Origin of the sequence: Vibrio sp. ED002 (genome assembly GCF_023277445.1) — a bacterium.
GTDB lineage: Bacteria > Pseudomonadota > Gammaproteobacteria > Enterobacterales > Vibrionaceae > Vibrio > Vibrio jasicida.
Window position 1 is genome coordinate 15,418 of record NZ_CP080239.1, and the last position, 20,078, is coordinate 35,495.

Consider the following 20,078-nt stretch of genomic DNA (forward strand, 5'->3'; position numbering starts at 1 on the left):
CGTTATGCGCTACCTACAAGATTAAGAAGCTTGTCGATAACCTGATTTGCTGTAATGCCTTCTGCCTGAGCGTTGTAGCTAAGCAGTAGACGATGACGTAGCACAGGGTAAGCCATGACTTGAACGTCTTCTGGTGAAACGAAGTCACGACCTGCCAGCCACGCATGAGCACGAGCACAACGGTCAAGGGCGATCGTTGCACGCGGGCTTACACCCATTGATAGCCATTTTGCTAACTCAGAATCGTAATCGTTAGGAGTACGAGTCGCCATCACAAGACGGACAATGTATTGCTCAATCGCGTCTGCCATATGAATGTTGAGCACTTCTTTGCGCGCTGTGAAGATGTCCTCCTGGCTTAAACTCGGGCGTTCCACCGCTGCTTCGCCTTTCGCTTCACCACGGTTGATGCGTAAGATGGCGAGCTCGTGCTCTGCATCTGGGTAATCCACATCAAGGTGCAACAAGAAACGGTCGAGCTGCGCTTCTGGCAGCGGATAAGTTCCTTCTTGTTCTATCGGGTTTTGCGTCGCCATTACCAAGAAAAGTTCGGGTAGCGCATACGTGTTGCGGCCAGCCGTTACTTGCTTTTCTGCCATGGCTTCGAGCATTGCTGCTTGAACTTTGGCCGGCGCACGGTTGATTTCATCGGCAAGGATCAAAGAATTGAAAATAGGACCAGACTGAAAGGTAAATTCGCCCGTTTCAGGACGGAATATATCTGTACCCGTTAAGTCGGCAGGCAGTAGGTCGGGCGTAAATTGAATGCGGTTGAAATCGCCCTCGACACAATCAGACAGGGATTTTACAGCTCGTGTTTTTGCAAGACCTGGAGGACCTTCAACCAAGATGTGCCCATCGGCAAGTAGAGCGATCAGTAACTGTTTTACCAGATCATGTTGACCAATGATCTGGGACTCTAAATAGCTTTGAAGCGTTTCGAAGTTCGTTTTGTGCATTTTGTGGACTCTCTGGGTATCCATTTGATTCTTATTTTGTGTATTGGTCACTCATTCGTAGGGAAAAGTTCCAGTACGCCCGTGTAATTTATCTTTCCAATATTGGGATCTTGCTATGGTTTACAAGCTGTTGGCGAGAAACTATCAATCAGCAACGCATATTTTGTTATCTATGTTCTCAAAAGGCATGTTTTAGCGTGAGCCAAAAGTTGTCATCTTCATCCGTATTCATCGCCACACTCGAATCTTTGGTGATGTTGTGCCCGACCTGTGTGACAAGTTCAAACAAACGGATCTTTCGCCCTTTTATACTATAGGTATATTGAGGCACTAAGTTAACGAACCAATCGCTAGTGACTTGCCAGCGTATAAACGTATATAAGGTCAAGATTGATGTGTTTGGGAACACAGAGTTTTTTGCTGCTTCATTTTCTGTCCAAGTTTCACCGTACAGAAATGCTGGATTCACTCTCAAATTCTCTAAAACGGGAACAATCTGTATGACCCCGAGTGAAGCGCGATTGACCGTAATAGAGCCCGTATTATTGCGTTGGGCGTCAAGAAATAACCCACTACCACTAGGTTTGTAGATAGAGAAATGACGTAAATGCACGGTTTCAAAATCGTCCTTGAATTGAAGAAAACTGTTGTGTCCCAACACACTGTCGGGGCTATTAAACCCGATTTGTCCAATTGCTCCATATCCATTGGTGCCAGTTCGTAAACCTATAAATGAGCTAAGAGCGGTAGGATCGTCGAGATCTTCGATCGTTTTAGGGGTTGTAGGTGATGCGTAAACACTAGTAATTAAGAGTATTAACAACAGAAACAGCACGAGTTTTAATAACATAGCGACCTCTGGATAAGAATAAATGTGAATCAATGGCAGGATAGAACCTGCCATTCTTAATGAGAGCTTGGGGTTAGTCTTCGTTACATGGGAACATGAGTTCGAAGTTGTTTGTGGTGGTATAGAAGGTTCTCGGGTAATACTCTCTCATCACAGGGGCTATATCTTTGTCCTGCTGAATATTTTGTATGGCGTGAGAAAATGTCGGAGAGGCAAGCATGTGGCGAATTTGAACGATTGACGCGTCTTTATCGATAATGCCATCGCCATCATCGGCCATTGGCAGCCAACCAATACCACATTGAGTAAAAGCATTGCGAGGTCTGTCTGATTTGCGACTTACGGCAATGGTATAGTAACCGTCTTTGTCGACAGGGATTCGTTCATCATAAAGGCAGTCATTGACTTTGGTAACGGCAAATCCTTTGTTGGAACAAACGGACCAATAGCGAAGTTCACCGTTGCCCATGGTTTTTTCACCGTAGAAAGTTTTAGGAGTGATAGGGGCTTTAGCGCGTAGCACAAACACCGGACCATGCTTGCGGTTGACGACAGTTCGAATATAGTTGTTGTCTAGATTAGGATAAAAGCCACCAGAACTACGCCTTGCCTCTGGGTTTATGTTTCCTGTATAAATTCCTAGCAAACTTTGGCGATCTAACTGGATGTGCCAAGTCGCTGGATTCGTAGCAGGGAAACCGGCAGGTTTGTTGGGCTGAGTCACCAGTTTTCGGTACTTTTCTACTGGTATCCCTAAAGCGTTCAACTTCGCTGCTAATGGTTGAGAGCTGTTCAGGGCGTCACACGCTTCTGGGCCTCTTAGCTCTTTACCTGACGCAAGTGTCACGACGGGCTCTGGCAGAGCAGCGTTTGCGGTGCCATCACTGTTTTCATCTTTTGCATAGATACGATAAATCAGTACTTGCTGATTGGCGGATGATTTTGGTGTGTGCAGTTCATCAGATTCAACACCTTCACGAGTTTGGCCTGCGGTGTAGTCTTTTATTGGCTCCGAATCGAGAATTCTAACTTGATAGCTTCTAAATACACTGTCTCGTTGACTCCCGTTTCTAAAGGGATTTACGCTGCTTTGGCTCGGTTTAATCATATAGTCAGGTAAGGATTGAACTGGTCTTCCTCGATCGTCGTAGCTGATTAATGACATATAGCGGGAGTGGGGAAATTGGCCTTCTAATCTCAGTGTTGCGCCTTCTGGCACGGTGAAAGCGGACCCCCAATATTTTACGGCAGCATCAGGGTAGGCAACGTTGATGTATGGATCGGCTGAGACCGGCCCGTAGCGAAAAAAGCACGTTCTTTCTCCTGGAATTCCCTCAAAATGATCATCGGCGACAGATGCAGTACTCCATGTTGCGCAGGTTAATAGAACGCCTAATATCGAGACGTGACTGAGTAATCTTCGGTGTGTTTTTAAGCATGGCATTAGCATTATTGAATCCTCTTCTCACAGCCTTGTTGCTTTTACTGGCTTTTCTTATCGGATAATTGTTAGTTTTTCGTAACAATTAATTAACAACATATCGAAGATAGGATGAGAACAATGTCTAAAAACTTACATTCTCATGTTGAGTTTCCACTTGGTCAGTTGGAACAAGATGCTTTGCTTTGTCAGATCTTAAATAAAGACCCAACGCTTCAACGCTTAGAGAAAAGTGCGATTGAAGAAATGATTTTGTCGGCAAAAATTGAGACTTATAAGATGCCGACGTTGCTACATTCAGCTCATAAATCCGTTGACACAATGCGGTTTGTTATATGCGGTCATATTGAGTTAGCGAGTTGCAGTGAAGGTGGTGATGAAGCTTGCATTGCGATACTGGGGCCGGGCAGTTGGTTGACATGGGTAGGTTGTTTTGAGAATGAACCTACCAACCATGATTTCTATTCATCTTCTGATGCTGTGATCATTGCTATACCAGTCAAGAAAATGAGAGAGATCGCCTCGCGTTATCCTATTTTATATCAGATTGCGATTCACGAAATCAGTTTCCGTTTCCGATTACTTATGGAGTGGACAACCGAATCTGTCCTTTTAAAGAATGAATACCGGGTGGCAAAGTTATTGTATTTGGTGAGTCGATTAAATGCACCCCATGGAGAGCCAAGTCCTATCTTATATACCCAAAACAAACTCGCCCATTTATCTCGATGTACTCGTCAGACACTAAGCCGTTCTCTGCAATGTTTGTCTAAAGAGGGCATTATTCAAATTGGCTATCGACGAATAGACATCATCAATCAAGATAGGTTAAACGCGTTTATTGCACAGGGATTGGCAGATTAGGTCAGAAAAGATTCGTTAAAGAAGAAAGCGTTTCTGGTACATCATTTTTGCAGATTTTTGTGAGATTTTTCTCTAGTTTTGTAGGATTGGGCCGATATAGATTCCGAGCCGTGCATAGCAAATACTTATGCACCAAGTTTACCCTGTTCAGAATGCAGATAACGAGTGATTCTTTTAAAGGTCCAAATATGTTGAAACTTACTTCTCTGAGTATCAAACAAAAGGTGGTACTCGGTATTACTTTTGCTGTTTTAGCCTCGACTATTATTGTCGGTGTCATGGCGCAGCGCCACGCCCGAGAGGTGCTTAGTCACCGTTTGATTGACATTGAATTGCCTGCGATGTTGCAGCAAATCAATACCGAAATTGACCGTGAAGTTGTCCAAATGCAACAAGCGGCAAAACAGTTAGCAACCAACGAATTTGTGGTTGAAGCCCTATCTACGACCGACCGTAACCCCATAGTTGAAGCGCAACTCGTTCAGCAACTCAATAATGTGAAATCTCAATATGAGTTAAACGATGCGTCTGTAGCAAACCGCCAAACCGCATACTACTGGAACCAGAACGGCTTTCTACGTCAACTCAATCGCTCACAGGATGGGTGGTTTTTTGGGTTCACCTCTTCGGGCCAAGACACGTCAGTGAGCGTGTTCCAAGAGTCCAATGGTGACGTGAAAATGTTTGCTAATTATCAAGATGTGAATGGCATCTCGATGTCTGGTTTGTCAAAATCGATGGATGATATGGTGTCGCTCCTGAATGGCTTCAAGATTGAGAAATCAGGCTATGTTTTCCTAACGAATAGTAAAGGTGACATCCAGATCCATCGCCAGCAAGGCAAAAATAAAACCTCAATTGGCCAACTGTTTGGAAGAGACGCTTCTCAGCTGCTTAACAAAGGTCATTTCAATCTCGTTACTACCGAATTTGAAGGCCAAGATATGTTTGTATCTAGCCTGTATGTGCCATCAATGGATTGGTTTGTGGTTGGTGTCGTGCCAGTGAATGAGGTATTTGCTGACCTTGATGCAACAGCAGAGAAAATGTTGTTTACGACAGCAATCGTGGCGCTAATCTTCATCGCAATGGGTATTTTGCTAGCAAACAGCATTACTAACCCAATTCGCCAAATTGCAGACCGATTCACTGACCTTGGTGAAGGGGAAGGCGATTTGGCTCAGCGTATCGAAATCAAAGGTAACGACGAGATTGCTCAGCTATCAAAAGGCTTTAATGGCTTTATTGAAAAAATTCACGCGACTATGAAAGAAGTGTCGTTAACCAGCGGCGCATTAAGCCAAGCTGCAGACAGTGTATCCAGCAAAGCCACATCAACGCACGATAATAGCCAAGAGCAGCGTGACCAAACAATTCAAGTGGTAACGGCGATTAACCAGATGGGTGCGACCATCAGTGAGATTGCCTCTAACGCTGCAACCGCTGCGGATACAGCAAACCAAGCATCTGATAACACACAGACAGGTCGCCAAGTGGTTACTCAAGCGAAAGAAGTGATCAGTCGCCTTGCCGATGACGTTGAAACGACCAGCATGGTAGTGACGCAATTAGCAACCACTACCAAGGACATTGGATCTATTTTGGATGTGATTCGTGATATCTCTGAGCAAACCAATTTACTTGCGCTGAATGCGGCAATTGAAGCTGCACGAGCAGGGGAGCAAGGTCGTGGTTTTGCTGTCGTCGCTGACGAGGTTCGAAACCTTGCTTCACGCACTGCTGTCTCTACCGAAGAGATTCAGAAGATGATCAACCAGCTTCAAAGTGACGCTCAAGATGCAGTGACTGCAATGGAAGCGGGTAAAGCGGTAACATTCGAAGGCGTTGCCTCAACTGATGAAGCGGTTGAAGTGTTAATGAACATCTCTGAGCGTATTGCCGATATCTCTGACCGAAACACACAAGTAGCGACGGCAACCGAAGAACAGTCAACGGTTGTACATACCATCAATCAGAACATTGAAGAAATCAATGCGATTAATGAAATGACCACGGCTACAGCTGAAGAGTTGGCAAGTGCAAGCCAAGACCTACAAGAGCTATCCTCTCGTTTGGATAAGATGGTTGGTAGCTTCAAACTCTAGAGTTGGATAGAATAGGCCTAATTTACAAGTTTAACGACTATATATTTAGGTAAGTACTATGAATGACTTCGAAAAAGAACTAGAACAGATTTCACAAGAAGCTGCTCAAGAGCCGGAAGTAAAGCTTCCTTCTTTAGAAGAGCAAAAGCAAATCGCTGCTGAACTGAAGAAGCTAGAAGCTGAAGGAAAGCTGACGCCAGAGGTTCTTGAGCAATACTTTGGTAAGTTCAATCAGAAAAATTCAACACCAGTGCACTAATAAAGGGGGAGTTTACGAACTCCCTTTTTCATACCTACCCATTAACTCACCTTCTTTAACTAGCTTTTAATCAATAAGTTATTCTTTGTTACTACTTTTTTTCATACTTGACAATACTGCTGCTCTATCTAAATCTATTGCTTATTTAAATCAAAATAACTAAAGGGCTGCAAAAGAGATGGAGTGTAAAAGTACAAGGAACGTCATATTAATTACTGAGGACAGTTTGCAGTCGTCTTTGCTTAAAGATGTTCTTGAAACCAAACTCAGTATTAACGTTGTTTTGATTACCCCAGAGAAGCTCAGTGAGCCCTTAAATTGCCACGGCTCAGCTTCGGCAACCTTAATCGATTACAGTGTGGTTTCAGATGAAATCTTTGCTCGTTATGTAGAATTCAAGAAAACTGAGCTAAAAGACACGATTGAAGTGCTGATCAATTGCGATAAAACCATTTCAACAGAAGAGCTGTTCGTTTGGCAGAATCTTGCCGGAATTTTTTATACATCGGATGATATTAATAATCTTCAAGTTGGAATTGGCAAAGTTTTACAGGGCGACATGTGGTTTAGCCGTAAGTTTTCACAACAGTATATTACGCACTTACGTCGACACAGCAGACCAGTTAATAAGAGCATGTCCGCAATTTTGACGAAAAGAGAACAGCAAATTATTACCTTCTTATCAATGGGGGCTTCGAATCAACAGATTGCTGAGCAACTATTTGTGAGTGAAAATACTGTGAAAACCCATCTCCACAATATTTTTAAGAAGATTGACGTGAAAAATAGAGTTCAAGCATTAATTTGGGCTAAAGAAAATATGTCTGGTTTATCAATAGCAGTATAAATTCAGCTAAGTTAGCGTTTATTTCTTCTAAATTGCGATGTAGATCTATCATTCATTTTTAATATGTAAGGAGTGTTTCTTTTATGAGAAACACTTTTTTTGTTTATGATTTTAACCAAATTGCAATTTAAAAAAGTATCAAATAACTCTACTCTATCGTCTAGCACTTAGATATGAGTTTAGGTGCTCAGCAATAACTATTAAATTCAGAATATTAAGTTAGTGAAAGTATGAGAAACATTATGGAACAGTATAAGGAAAGGCCCGAGATCCTAATGATCACTCAACAAAGTCTGCAGAGTGAAAATTTTAAGGAGATGCTTTCTAAAAATACAGAAACCAAAATAACCATCATCGATAGTAAAAATCCAAGCTACCACGAATTGATTCCTGAAGAGTATTTCCTGTTAGTTGATTTCTCTGTAGAAACACCATCTGATACTTTGGTTTATCTGAAAGATAATGAAAAAGTGCTAGGAACAATTATGTTAAACCTAGGGCATGAGCTTGATACAGAAGAATTAGCGTCATGGCCACATGTTAAAGGTATATTCGGTCCAAGCGATTCGATGGCGAAACTTTGTCAAGGACTTAAAGCGATTATTGATGGTGATAATTGGCTATCAAGACGACTACTTGAACAACTTTTGACTTATTACAAAGGTAAGGAGTCAAACTATGTTATTGAGCCAGCGATAGAAGTTGAACTTACTCGAAGAGAGGTACAAGTTCTTCAGATGTTGAAAGACGGTGGTTCTAATATGGAAATAGCAGATTCACTGTTTATTAGTGAGCATACGATTAAATCTCACCTTTACAACATATTCAGAAAAATTGAGGTTAAAAACCGCACCCAAGCGACAAGTTGGGCGAAGAGAAACCTTTAGTACTACTTTTAACTTTTTGTTTTAGATGTTGTTTATATCTAAAAGTACCACTTTTTGTAGTGTTAAAAATATTGATAGTTTGAAATATCAATCCATATTCAAACTTGTTCCTATGTTTATGTTTATTAGACTTCTCATGTCTGAAGGAAGTTAATCCAGACGTGAAGGTCTATTCAAATATAAAGCCAAGAGGGACATAAAATGAGCACAAATGACACATATTTCGGTGATTCGGGTGAAAATAACCAAGTCGCTGATTTTGATGGCGGCAATGACATCTTCGTCGGCTTTGGTGGCAACGATTCATTCGTTGGTGGCGGTGGTGACGATTTCGTTGTAGGCGGCGCTGGTAATGACCGTCTAACCGGTGGTGCTGGTGACGATATTCTAATGGCTGGTACAGGCAACGACTACCTTGGTGGCGGTACAGGTAGTGATTTATTGCTCGGTTTATTGGGAGATAACAAGCTAAACGGTGGCGTCGGTGATGATGTTTTGGTTGCTGGTTCTGGTGACAACGTTGTTATTGGTGGTAGCGGTGCAGACAAGTTCGTCTTTACGGATAAGTTTGGTGGTCACGGCGAGGCAAAAGTGGTTGATTTTACCATTGGTGAGGACTCCCTTCACATCATCAGTGATTCTGTAACGTCATATTCTGATCTTACTTTTACCTATGATGCGAAAGGTAATGCTGTCTTTACAGACGGCGTCGATCTCACCGTTAAACTTATTGGTGTTACACAAGAAGACATCAACTCATACGGTAGCGACTTGTTCATTATTTAGAATTGAGTCTATTTTAGGCGCTAGTATTTCTAGCGCCTACGCTTGCAAATATGTGGTAGTAATCGTGCAAAAAACGGTTTTCAAAGAAGTCAGACAAAAACTATGCACGCTCACAGGCTTGCTGATTGGTTTTAGTCTATTTATAAACTTATTAGTCCTATCTATTCCGTTGTACATGTTACAAGTGTACAACCGAGTCATCTCTTCTTATTCCATTGATACACTGCTCCTTCTGACGGTTATTGTCATTGCGGCTTTATTGACGATGTCTCTGATTGACATTGCTCGAGCTCAAATGAGCAAGACATTTGGGTATTGGATGGATGCGAAACTTTCGGTATTTATGCTGAAACGAAGTATTCAATATCAAGCTCATTCAGGGAAAAGCTACACGTCACAAGTATTAAGAGATATCCAAAACATCAAAAGCTTTCTAAGTAGCCAGGCCCCTTATCCTTTGCTTGACGCCCCTTGGACTCCAGTCTTTATTCTCTTCGTGTATTTGCTCCATCCTATGTTGGGACATATTGCTCTGGGCGGTTCTGTTGTGCTCTTTAGCTTAGGAGTGGTCAATGAATTAGTGACCAGAAAGACGATGCAAGAGAGTGAAGTTCGGGCTATATCGCATATAAATCATGCCGAGATCGCTACCCAAAATGCGAACTCAATTATGGCGATGGGGATGATGAATGCGTTTTTAGAAAAGTGGTATTCAAACGTTAATGAATCGAATCGATTGGAACAGCGAGTTACAGGTAAGTCGATTTACTTGGCCAACTTTTCCAAATTCGTTCGCGGTGCGTTACAAATTTGCTTGCTGGGTGGTGGAGCATTATTGGTTATCCAACACGAAATCACCGCGGGTGCCATGATAGCCAGTTCAATATTAATGAGCAGGGCGCTGTCTCCGATGGAGCAAGCTATCGGTACTTGGCGAAGCGCCATGTCAGCAAGAAATGCTTATCAGCGTTTATTTGAGATTGATCGAGTGGTTACGCAAGAAGAATCTGATATGCCTTTACCAAGGCCAAAAGGGCACTTTGAGTTGACAGGAATGGCTTATCGCCACCCCAGAGCGAGTGAACCTGTTTTATCAGGTATTAGTTTATCTATTCCTCCTGGTGTATCTGTTGGTGTTATTGGCCCTTCAGGTACAGGGAAATCGACTTTTGCTAGGCTTTTACTGGGTAACATCAAGCCGTTAGCCGGCAAGGTAACGTTAGATGGGATGGAGGTCTCGACTTGGGCCTCAGAAGATCGCGGTGCCCACTTTGGTTATTTAGCACAAGAGGTTGAACTCTTCCCTGGTACGATTCGAGATAATATTGCACGTTTTAAAGATGAAGATCCTGCAAAAGTTATTCAAGCTGCTCAGCTTGCAGGTTGCCACGAATTGATTCTGAAAAAGAACAAGGGATATGATTTTGTGATTGGTGAGAACGGGCGTGGGCTTTCAGGCGGTGAACGACAACGTATCGCATTAGCTAGGGCTGCATATGGAGAGCCATCCGTTGTGGTATTTGATGAAGCGAATGCAAACTTGGATGGCGAAGGTGAAGCTGCTTACCAACGCTTGATTGCGCATTTGAAATCACAAGGTTCAACCGTCATTGTTATTGCTCACAACCCGAGCACGTTGAGACAAATGGATCGTCTACTCTATTTAGCGGAAGGCCGAATTAAGCTTTATGGAGCAAAAGACGAAGTGCTGAAGCGTTTGATGGGAGAAGAAAAAACAGACATACCGAGGGTGCGAAATGAGCAATCAACTGCCAACCGTTAATGAAATGGCTGCCGAAAAAGTCTTTCGCTTCAAACCAGATGCAGAGCTTCATTTAAAAGGGCCAATCTTTCTTGCTATTTTAACGCTGACTTTATTTTTGGGCGGGTTGGGTTATTGGGCGGCGACAGCAAAATTGGAGAGCGCAGCCATAGCTTATGGCGACCTTTCTGTCTTGAGCAAACGGCAAGAAATTCAGCATTTAGAAGGCGGAATTATCGATAAGCTGTATGTACAAGAAGGTGATCTTGTGGAAAAAGGCCAGTTACTAATACAGTTGTCTGAACGTCAAGCAACCGCCAAATTGGATGCGCTCGGTGGTCAATACATTCACACCTTAGCAAAGGAAAATCGTTTGAATGCAGAGTTAGATGAACTGCCTGATATCAATTGGTCTCAAGATCTTGAAACGATACAAAGCACCGATGTCGTGACTGAGGCAAAGTCAGTTCAAAACAAAATTTTTGAAGCCAGAAAGCGATTTTTCGACAGTAAATTAAGTATCATAAATCAAAGTATCTCGGGGGCGAACCTAGAGCTTGAAAACTTAAAGCAGACCAAAGTTATTGAAAGAGAAAGACTCAAGTTTATCGAGGAAGAAATCACAAGTAACCAAGCTTTGGTGCAGAAAGGCTTTTCTGGAAAATCGGCTTTGTTGCAGTTAAAGCGCTTGGCAGCAGAGGTGAGAAGCACACTAAGCCAATTAGATAGGCAATCACTGACGGTCAGTAAGCGATTGGATGAGAATCAAGCCAAGATAGAAGAACTTAGGCTAGAGCGACTTAATGAGATTGTTGAGGAGCTAAGAAACACCAAAACTGAGATGGTAACGATTCGAGAAGAATATCGCTCAGCAAAAGATGTGGTTGCGCGCACTGCTATTGTTGCCCCTATTTCAGGGAGAGTGGTTAATATGCAAGTCTTTACCGAAAAGGGCGTCATTGGATCTGGAGAGACCTTATTAGAGCTTGTACCTCAGGACGATAAGTTGCTGGTGGAAGCGAGAGTCAGTCCGCAAGATATCGATTTAATTACGCCAGGACAGCATGCTCAGATCCGTTTGACAGCATTGAATGCTAGAACACTTGCACCTTTAGATGGAACCGTCTTGACGATTTCTGCGGATAAGTTGTCTGAACAAAATGAAGACGACTTCTATCTTGCTCGTATTGCACTTTCTCAAGAGGATGTAACCAAGCATAGGTTAACGTCAGGTATGAATGCTGAAGTGTTGATTCTCTCAGAACCTAGGACGCCATTGAGTTATCTTGTTAAACCATTAACTGAAAGTATGAATCGTGCATTTCGAGAAGATTAATGGATGGTTTTTGTTTGAATTAACGTCATTGTGCCAACGTAAATTGCGTAAATAAATAATTCATTAGACGGGTCACATTTTGCGGTGTTGTGATGTGTTTTGATTCGTTTTTATTTTGGTGAGATGGTGTGTTCGGTGAAGACAGAAAAACAAAAGATGCTGGCTGGTGAGCCATATGATGCTTGGGATAAGGAGCTTTACCAGGCACGTATTGAGTGCAGAAAAATCCTACAAAAACTCAATAACAGCATTCCAGATACGGACGAATGGCAAAGCGCAATTGATACGCTTATTCCAGACGCTGAAGGTGCATTTTTAGAGCCGCCATTCCGATGTGATTATGGTTCTAACATCAAGTTAGGAAGAAACTTTTACGCGAACTTCAACTGTGTTGTTTTAGACGTCGCAGAAGTACATATTGGTGACAATGTGTTATTTGCACCCAATGTACAAATATACACAGCAGGCCACCCTTTGGATGTGAAAGGTCGTGTCGAAGAAGGTGTTGAGTTTGGTACGCCAATTACGATTGGTGACAACGTATGGCTGGGCGGTGGTGTTATCGTGTGCCCTGGCGTAACGATCGGTGAAAATTCTGTAATTGGTGCGGGAAGTGTGGTGACAAAAGATGTGCCACCAAATGTGGTTGCTGCTGGCAATCCGTGTAAAGTCATTCGTTCAATTGAACAAAAATAAGCGAAGTAAAATATACAGCCCCGACAAGTAATACATGTGAAATTAGAAAGCCGACATATTGTCGGCTTTATCGTTTTGAATTGGCGCATTAAAGCATACTGGAATGGACTTGCTGCCCTTGTTCCGTGAGCGAGTAAATTCGACCATCTTCTTTGATCACCAACCCACTAATAACGAGTTGTTTGAGGTGGAAGTTGAACTTGGTATGATCTTCTATGCCCACGACTCGGCATAGATCCATAAACTTCATCTTTCGGTGGATTTTGAGTTGTTTAATCACCGAGCGTCGAATTGGGTTTGAGAGAGCGCTGAAGATTTGATCATGTTTACGTTCATCAAGTGGGGATTTCGGAGAGCGTTCTGCATGTACTCGTTTTAGCGTGACGGACAATGCAGCAAGGTTGAATGGTTTAGTAAGAAATTCATCCGCGCCTTTCTTCATGGCATCGACAGCAACATCAACGGTTGCAAATGCTGTCGTGATGATGATTCCTATATTAGGGTGTAAACGTCTTAAGGTCGATAAGGCCTCAATACCTGTCATCCCAGTCATGACAACATCAAACAATGCTAAATCAAAATACTGCTCGGATGCGATATCCAGTGCATCTTCTGCATTGTCGCATGCGATGACGTCAAAAGACTCCAAGGTTAGTGCCTCTACGAGGACTTCTCGCAATTCTACATCATCTTCTGCAAGTAAGAGTTTTAATGTCATTCAATATTCCTTGGTAAGCGGATTTCTACCGTTAAGCCTGTAATATGATCACTCTTTTTCGAGTTCCTCAAGTGTAGCTCGCCGCCGTGTTGTAAGATAATTTGATTACTGATAGCCAATCCCATGCCAGTGCCTTCGCCACGTGGCTTGGTTGTGTAGAAAGGGGTTTTTGCTTTAGCGATCTTATCTTGTGGCATACCTGTCCCCCAATCTGAGATCGAGAGTATCGCGACTAGCTTATCTTGATAGGTTTCAATATACAGTTGTTTATGTTCTTGGCTGGCATCGATAGCGTTGCCGATAATGTTGGTCACCACTTCTTCTAATTGCCCTTCATCGCCCAATACCTGTAAAGATTCGTCTAGTGACTGACTCACTAGGAAGCCTTCTAAGCGGTACTGATTCAGTGACAGTGCATTCTTCAGTACAGTATTGAGACAAACTGCTTTACGCTTTATGGGTTTATGATGAGCGTAATTTAGGACTTCATGGCTGATCTCTGCGGCTCGTTCAAGACCTTGGCGAATTCGTGTTAGGTGGCGATGACTTGCCTCGTTGTCTGGTAAGTGTTTTTCCAACAAATCGCAACTCATCGTTGCACTTGAGAGCGGGGTTTTGATCTCGTGAGCGACCGCAGATGTTAGCTCACCGAGTTCTTTTAATTTTGCGTCTTGTTGTGACTGCTGAATATTACTTTCTAGTTGCTTGTTCTTTTCATCGTCAAAAACTCTGAGAGCAATCCACAATGTACAAAGGATGCAGATCGCACAGATCGTGCGAACCACTAAAACCCACAGTCCCAAATCTGAGGTAAGTACGCCTGCACAGATTCCATATGCAAATAACGAGAGGCCTGTTAACTGGAATGGTAAAGATGCACCGTGTCCTTCTTTCTCGAGGATGTTGGCATAACTCATCATGGCTACACCTGATATCGCACCAGATCCTAAGCCGAATATCCAACGAACTTGGTTTGCTGTGTTGTGAATGTAAATCGCGTATTCATTACTTCCGAACCGAACAATTAAGCTGATAACAAATAAGGTAAGGACGGTGAGTGCGCCATATTTGATGGCTTTTACGTACTTCCAACCCGTCAGATCCAGCATTTTCCATGCGAAAGCGCCAAGCGCAATAAATGAGAACCAGAGTTTGAATACCTTAAAAGTCTCTATCCCCTTGGTAAGCGCGAACTCATGCTCATACATAACTAGATAAAGTTCAGACCATTCGTGAAAGCCATGGATGAAACCGAACATGGCAAGAATAGGTAATGCAGAAGCGATAGCGATACGGCTTTTGCGTAAATCTCGAAAAAGAATGGCAAAAAAGATGGCGAAGAAAGCTAAGCCATAGAAGAGGTAGATCTTGAAGATGAGTAACATGTCCATCATCTGAGTCTAAATGAGTCCTTATCCTTCATCAATATTTAATATTTGCAATCTTATTATGGCGCATTGCATACATATCCTTTTACATCTTCACTTACTTTATAAAAGTCTTGTGAAGTTTTCTTATCATAATTAATTCTGCCGAGATAATTGTTATTCACATTGTGTGGTTTAGTCTCGGTGTTTAATAAAGCTGTCATATTGAATTTCTAATCTGCACCCGTCGATTGGTGAGCACCGATTGATTGTTGGATTTATTTCAATACCTAGTTTTACTTGAACACTAAAACTAATCTGGGCTAATTAAATGTTGCTTTTTTATTAGCCCAACTTCATCGCTAAATTATATCGGAGATATATTGTGAAATTCATGAAATCAGCTCTAGTGTCTTCAGTTCTGGTTACAGCATCATTTGGCGTTGCTGCCAAAACAACGATCAATGGTGCTGGTGCGACATTCCCTCATCCAATTTATGCGAAGTGGGCTGAGCAATACCAAAAGGAAACGGGCGTTCAGATTAACTACCAAGCGATTGGTTCTGGCGGTGGTATCCGTCAGATCACAGCAAACACAGTAGACTTTGGTGCGACAGATGCGCCGTTGACCATTGAAGAGTTGAACAAAGAGGGCATGATTCAGTTCCCAATGGTGATGGGTGCAATTGTTCCTGTAGTAAACATCCCTGGCATCGATGCTGGTGAAGTCAAGCTAACAGGTAAAGTGCTTGCTGACATCTACCTAGGCAACATCAAGAATTGGAATGACTCGGCGATTGCAGCGCTAAACGAAGGCGTGGAGTTACCAAATCAACCTATCTACGTAGTGCACCGTTCGGACGGTTCTGGTACGACTTACAACTTTACTGATTACCTAGACCGCGTAAGCCCCGAATGGCATGAATCTATTGGTGTTGGTAAAGACATCACATGGCCAAAGAAAGCAACAACAATTGGCGGGAACGGTAACGCAGGTGTCGCAAACTTCGTAAACCGAACTCGCGGAGCGATCGGTTATGTGGAATACGCATTTGCTAAGCAAAACGACCTTGCTTACACACAAATGCAATCTAAAGAAGGCAAGTTCCTAAATCCAAGCATGGACACTTTCCAATCAGCTGCAGCTAACGCTGATTGGGAAAATGCACCAGGTTACCACCTGCTACTGAACGACCAGCCAGGTGCTGATTCTTGGCCAATGACGGCTGCTACATTCATCCTAATGCACACAGACCAATCGGATGCGAACAAAGCAAAAGAAATCGTGAAGTTCTTCGAGTGGAGCTATGAGCAAGGTGAGCTTGCGGAAGAGCTAGATTACATCCCAATGCCAAGCAAGGTAGTTAACATGGTTAACGAAACTTGGAAAAATGGTTTGAAATCAGACGGCCAAGCGATTATTAAATAATTAATTAAGTTGTCTGGGGAATATATTTTCCAGACAACTGAATAAAATATTATGACTACATTAGCTATTAAAAATAAAGTAAATGGTGATTCGGTTTTTAATAAATTGAGTTTCGCGAGTGCTTTATTAATCTTTGTGACTCTAATTGGTATTTTATTATCACTCATTGAAGGTGGGTGGCCTGCTTTTAAAGAATTTGGCCCTGGCTTTGTATTTAGAGATATTTGGGATCCTATTAATGGTCAATTTGGTGCTGCCTCTGCAATTTACGGCACACTTGTTACTTCTTTCATCGCCATTGTTATTGCTGCACCTATCGCATTAGGTACGGCAGTGTTCCTCGCTGAACTAGCACCTAAATGGCTAAGTCAGCCAGTGAGTAAGGCCATTGAGCTACTCGCTGCCGTACCAAGCATTATCTATGGTATGTGGGGATTGTTTGTCTTTGTTCCATGGTTCTCTGAAGGGTTCCAAATGTGGGCAGGCATGCATTTAGTTGATATTCCTTTGATCGGTCGCTGGTTTAATGGGCCACCGATTGGCATCGGTTTGTTAGCGGCGGGCATTATCCTTTCATTTATGATTCTGCCAATCATGACGTCATTGACGCGTGACGCACTTAAATCGGTTCCTGATGTTCTTCGTGAAGCGGCGTATGGAACAGGTGCGACACCATTTGAGGTGATCACCAAAGTTCTTATCCCAAAAGTGAAAAATGCAACGGTGAGTGCTGGCATCCTTGGCCTAGGGCGAGCACTTGGCGAAACAATGGCGGTGGCTTTTGTTATCGGTGGTGCGAGTCGTATTGAGTTCTCATTCTTTATGCCAGCGAGCTCAATTTCATCGACGATTGCTCAGCAATTTAACGAAGCGACAGACCCAATTCATATCGCTTCACTTATTGGGCTTGGCGTCGTGCTCTTTATTATCACTTTCTTCGTGATGGGCTTTGCTCGACGTTTACTAAGGAAGTCATCATGAATACTAGAAAATTAAAGAACTTTAGTTTCTTGGCGTTTTGTTCTTTGTCAGCTGCATTCGGTGTCTTTGTTCTTGCCAGTATTTTGTACACGCTTGTCGGTGAAGGTGTGAAGGGCTTGAGTTTGGCTACCTTCACTGAACTGACGCCAGGTCCTGGCAGCCAAGGTGGTTTGAAAAACGCACTAATTGGTAGCTTGATGCTGACTGGTTTGGGCATTTTAATCGCAGCACCGATTGGTGTTCTGGCTGGTACTTGGCTTGCTGAGGCAGATAAAGACAACAAGGTCGCTGAGTCTTTGCGCTTCCTTAACGGCATGCTAATGAGCGCACCATCGATTCTCGTCGGTCTGTTTGTTTACGCTTTGATTGTGGTTCCAACTGGTGGTTACTCGGGTTGGGCGGGGGCAATTGCACTCGCGGTACTTGCATTGCCAGTGATTGTTGCTTCAACAGAAGAGATGCTTCGTCTTGTTCCACCAACACTCAAAGAAGCGGGCAGTGGCGTAGGTGCCCCTAAATGGCGTGTGATAACTCAACTGAGCTACCGAGCTGCGGCACCGGGTATTATTACCGCGATTCTATTGTCTATCGCACGTATCTCGGGTGAAACAGCACCCTTGTTGTTTACCTCGCTAAACAGCAGTTTTATGACCACGGACATGAGCCAACCGATGGCAAACTTGCCAGTAACGATTTACCAGTTCGCGATGAGCCCTTACACATCGTGGCAGGAGCTAGCATGGGCTGGCGCACTGATTATCACGACCTTTATTTTGATTGTTAACGTACTGGCGACCTCGTTGCCGCAGCTATTTAAAGCGAGAAGAGCATGAACACGGCAACTTTAAACCCAGTCACTACAAACAACATGAACGGACCTACTATGAGCACTTTGGTAGACAGCATTAAGACCAACGATGTGACAGCAAATCTGACTCATCGTATGGATATTCAAAACTTAAATTTTTACTACAACAAAGGCTCAGATGCAGCACTAAAATCGGTATCTATGCCGATTTACAAAAACCGTGTGACGGCACTTATTGGCCCATCGGGTTGTGGTAAATCTACGCTTCTTCGTACCTTGAACCGAATTTACGATTTGTATGGTCATCAGTATGCGGAAGGTGAAATCCTGTTGGATGGCGAAAGCATCTTTAACAATACCGATGTTAACGAGCTGCGTTCTAAAGTCGGAATGGTTTTCCAAAAGCCGACACCATTCCCAATGTCGATTTACGAGAACATGGCGTTTGGTCTCAAAATCCAAGGCACGTTTAGCAAAGCAGAAATCAAAGATCGTGTTGAGTCTGCATTAAAACGCGCGCATTTATGGGAAGAGGTGAAAGACAAACTGGATGCCGATGCAAATGGCTTGTCGGGTGGTCAGCAGCAGCGTTTATGTATCGCTCGTACGATCGCTCTAGAGCCGGAAGTAATCTTGATGGATGAACCCACTTCTGCGCTTGACCCAATTGCGACTGCAGCGATTGAAACCTTGATTACTGAATTGCGCGAGAAATACACCATTGTTATCGTTACGCATAACATGCAGCAAGCGATGCGTATCTCTGATTACACCGGTTTTATGTACCTCGGTAAGTTAGAAGAGTATGGCACGACCGATAAAATTTTCCACTGCCCAGATAATGATCGTACTAAGCGATACATCTCTGGTGATTTTGGATAACGAATAACAACAATAGTGGCTGTTGACTCAGCACTTTTTGGGCACGATTTTGCGAGAATCGTGCCTATTTTTTTGTGCGTTTGGGCTCTAAAATTGGGGTTATTAAAAACAATTAAGAACTCTGTATGTATAAAGATAAAGTGGTCGTGATTACTGGCGGTAGCCAAGGTATCGGTCAACACCTTGCTCTTGCCTACCTTGAGCAACAAGCAAAAGTTATCGTGCTAGACATTGCGCCCAATAAGAATCCAGGTATGGATTTTCACCTCGTTGATTTAGGGCGACCAGAGCAGATTGAACAGGCTTTTGATGAGATCCAAGGAAAGTACGGCAAAGTCGATGTTCTCATCAACAATGGTGCGATCGCCAACTTTAACAAACCCATTCAACAGCTGACTTTTGAAGAGTTTTCACGTGTGATTGACGTTAACCTCAAAGGCGCGTTTGCTTGTTCCCGACGATTTATCGCATTGAATCATGCTCAGCCTTATGGACGAATCATCAATATTGCCTCTACGCGCTGGAATCAAAATGAATCAGGTTGGGATGCTTACGGCGCATCTAAAGGTGGTGTGGTCTCTATGACACAATCGATGGCCATTTCGTTGTCAGATACACCAATTACCGTCAACGCGGTTAGCCCCGGTTGGATTCAGGTTGAAGGGTATGGTGAGCTTGATAGCTTTGACCATCAGCAGCATCCATCAGGTCGAGTAGGGAAAGCCAAAGATATTGTTAATGCGTGTCTTTTTTTAACGCACCCAGAGAATGACTTCGTTAACGGCCATAACTTGGTCGTTGATGGTGGAATGAGTAAAAAAATGATTTACCAAGACAGTTTTCTAGATTAAGAAAAGCCCCATCTCTATCGACTAGGAATGTTCTGCAATAGCGCGTTCCTAGTCTTTCATGTCAACAAAAATTTCCCTTTCTGATTTAAATTGATTCCTTATTGACCGATTTTATAAGTTTTTATCAACTAAAGAGTTATAAAATCATTGGTTCTGATTTGGCGAGTTGTAGCGATATATCAATGCTTTGAATGCTACCCCCCTTAAATCCTGCCTTACATATTGTTTTTCTTCATGGTCGTAATAGGCA

The 20,078-nt window shown here is 43.0% G+C and carries 19 protein-coding genes; 14 read left to right on the forward strand and 5 right to left on the reverse strand.

The genetic code is table 11. The features are described from left to right. Positions 1 to 2: 2 nt before the first annotated feature. From ITG12_RS16975 to ITG12_RS16985, 3 genes are all read right to left on the reverse strand, one after another. A complete protein-coding gene (locus ITG12_RS16975; protein ID WP_038881011.1) occupies positions 3 to 959 on the reverse strand; it encodes a MoxR family ATPase in 957 nt (318 codons plus the stop codon). Positions 960 to 1,137: 178 nt separating this feature from the next. Beyond that, positions 1,138 to 1,809 (reverse strand): hypothetical protein, encoded by a 672-nt coding sequence (locus ITG12_RS16980; protein WP_038881105.1) that lies wholly within the window; start codon positions 1,807 to 1,809, stop codon positions 1,138 to 1,140. Positions 1,810 to 1,882: 73 nt separating this feature from the next. Further along, positions 1,883 to 3,259: a hypothetical protein gene (locus ITG12_RS16985; protein ID WP_038881012.1), complete on the reverse strand. Its 1,377-nt coding sequence runs from the start codon at positions 3,257 to 3,259 to the stop codon at positions 1,883 to 1,885. Positions 3,260 to 3,370: 111 nt separating this feature from the next. On the opposite strand from ITG12_RS16985, the gene ITG12_RS16990 reads away from it, so the two are divergent. The 9 genes from ITG12_RS16990 (at position 3,371) to ITG12_RS17030 (ending at position 12,792) form a co-directional block, all read left to right on the forward strand. Next, positions 3,371 to 4,114 (forward strand): Crp/Fnr family transcriptional regulator, encoded by a 744-nt coding sequence (locus ITG12_RS16990; protein ID WP_248874599.1) that lies wholly within the window; start codon positions 3,371 to 3,373, stop codon positions 4,112 to 4,114. A gap of 188 nt (positions 4,115 to 4,302) precedes the next feature. Beyond that, positions 4,303 to 6,219 (forward strand): methyl-accepting chemotaxis protein, encoded by a 1,917-nt coding sequence (locus ITG12_RS16995; protein WP_038870353.1) that lies wholly within the window; start codon positions 4,303 to 4,305, stop codon positions 6,217 to 6,219. 58 nt (positions 6,220 to 6,277) lie between these two features. Next, positions 6,278 to 6,478 (forward strand): restriction endonuclease subunit S, encoded by a 201-nt coding sequence (locus ITG12_RS17000; protein WP_038870355.1) that lies wholly within the window; start codon positions 6,278 to 6,280, stop codon positions 6,476 to 6,478. A 178-nt stretch (positions 6,479 to 6,656) separates the two neighbouring features. Continuing rightward, positions 6,657 to 7,325, forward strand: coding sequence for a LuxR C-terminal-related transcriptional regulator (locus ITG12_RS17005; protein WP_038870357.1), 669 nt, complete (start codon positions 6,657 to 6,659; stop codon positions 7,323 to 7,325). A 230-nt stretch (positions 7,326 to 7,555) separates the two neighbouring features. Then, on the forward strand, positions 7,556 to 8,212 hold the full coding sequence (locus ITG12_RS17010) for a LuxR C-terminal-related transcriptional regulator (RefSeq protein WP_038870359.1): 657 nt from the start codon (positions 7,556 to 7,558) through the stop codon (positions 8,210 to 8,212). 201 nt (positions 8,213 to 8,413) lie between these two features. Then, entirely contained in the window at positions 8,414 to 8,998 is a 585-nt protein-coding gene (locus ITG12_RS17015) for a calcium-binding protein (RefSeq protein WP_038870360.1), read from the forward strand. A 64-nt stretch (positions 8,999 to 9,062) separates the two neighbouring features. Continuing rightward, positions 9,063 to 10,781, forward strand: coding sequence for a type I secretion system permease/ATPase (locus tag ITG12_RS17020; RefSeq protein ID WP_045423867.1), 1,719 nt, complete (start codon positions 9,063 to 9,065; stop codon positions 10,779 to 10,781). Continuing rightward, positions 10,756 to 12,096: an HlyD family type I secretion periplasmic adaptor subunit gene (locus tag ITG12_RS17025; RefSeq protein ID WP_039975740.1), complete on the forward strand. Its 1,341-nt coding sequence runs from the start codon at positions 10,756 to 10,758 to the stop codon at positions 12,094 to 12,096. Before ITG12_RS17020 ends, ITG12_RS17025 begins: the two co-directional genes overlap by 26 nt. Positions 12,097 to 12,231: 135 nt before the next feature. Beyond that, positions 12,232 to 12,792: a sugar O-acetyltransferase gene (locus ITG12_RS17030; RefSeq protein WP_248874601.1), complete on the forward strand. Its 561-nt coding sequence runs from the start codon at positions 12,232 to 12,234 to the stop codon at positions 12,790 to 12,792. 88 nt (positions 12,793 to 12,880) lie between these two features. Here ITG12_RS17030 and ITG12_RS17035 read toward each other — a convergent pair whose 3' ends face one another. Both ITG12_RS17035 and ITG12_RS17040 read right to left on the reverse strand, forming a co-directional pair. Continuing rightward, entirely contained in the window at positions 12,881 to 13,510 is a 630-nt protein-coding gene (locus ITG12_RS17035; RefSeq protein ID WP_038870366.1) for a response regulator, read from the reverse strand. Further along, entirely contained in the window at positions 13,507 to 14,901 is a 1,395-nt protein-coding gene (locus tag ITG12_RS17040) for a HAMP domain-containing sensor histidine kinase (protein ID WP_038870368.1), read from the reverse strand. The genes ITG12_RS17035 and ITG12_RS17040 overlap by 4 nt, the downstream gene beginning before the upstream one ends. A 370-nt stretch (positions 14,902 to 15,271) precedes the next feature. Here ITG12_RS17040 and pstS point away from each other — a divergent pair, with 370 nt between their 5' ends. The 5 genes from pstS to ITG12_RS17065 all read left to right on the forward strand — a co-directional run bounded on the left by pstS (position 15,272) and on the right by ITG12_RS17065 (position 19,828). Beyond that, entirely contained in the window at positions 15,272 to 16,306 is a 1,035-nt protein-coding gene (pstS, locus tag ITG12_RS17045) for a phosphate ABC transporter substrate-binding protein PstS (RefSeq protein ID WP_248875099.1), read from the forward strand. A gap of 51 nt (positions 16,307 to 16,357) precedes the next feature. Further along, a complete protein-coding gene (gene pstC / locus ITG12_RS17050) occupies positions 16,358 to 17,287 on the forward strand; it encodes a phosphate ABC transporter permease subunit PstC (protein WP_038881017.1) in 930 nt (309 codons plus the stop codon). Then, on the forward strand, positions 17,284 to 18,120 hold the full coding sequence (gene pstA, locus ITG12_RS17055) for a phosphate ABC transporter permease PstA (RefSeq protein ID WP_038870370.1): 837 nt from the start codon (positions 17,284 to 17,286) through the stop codon (positions 18,118 to 18,120). Before pstC ends, pstA begins: the two co-directional genes overlap by 4 nt. Next, the gene (pstB, locus tag ITG12_RS17060) at positions 18,117 to 18,977 is read left to right on the forward strand and encodes a phosphate ABC transporter ATP-binding protein PstB (protein ID WP_173400285.1); all 861 of its coding nucleotides are present in this window, start codon (positions 18,117 to 18,119) and stop codon (positions 18,975 to 18,977) included. Before pstA ends, pstB begins: the two co-directional genes overlap by 4 nt. Positions 18,978 to 19,102: 125 nt before the next feature. Then, complete coding sequence (locus ITG12_RS17065) at positions 19,103 to 19,828, forward strand: SDR family oxidoreductase (RefSeq protein WP_038881020.1); 726 nt, start codon at positions 19,103 to 19,105, stop codon at positions 19,826 to 19,828. Positions 19,829 to 20,078: the final 250 nt, after the last annotated feature.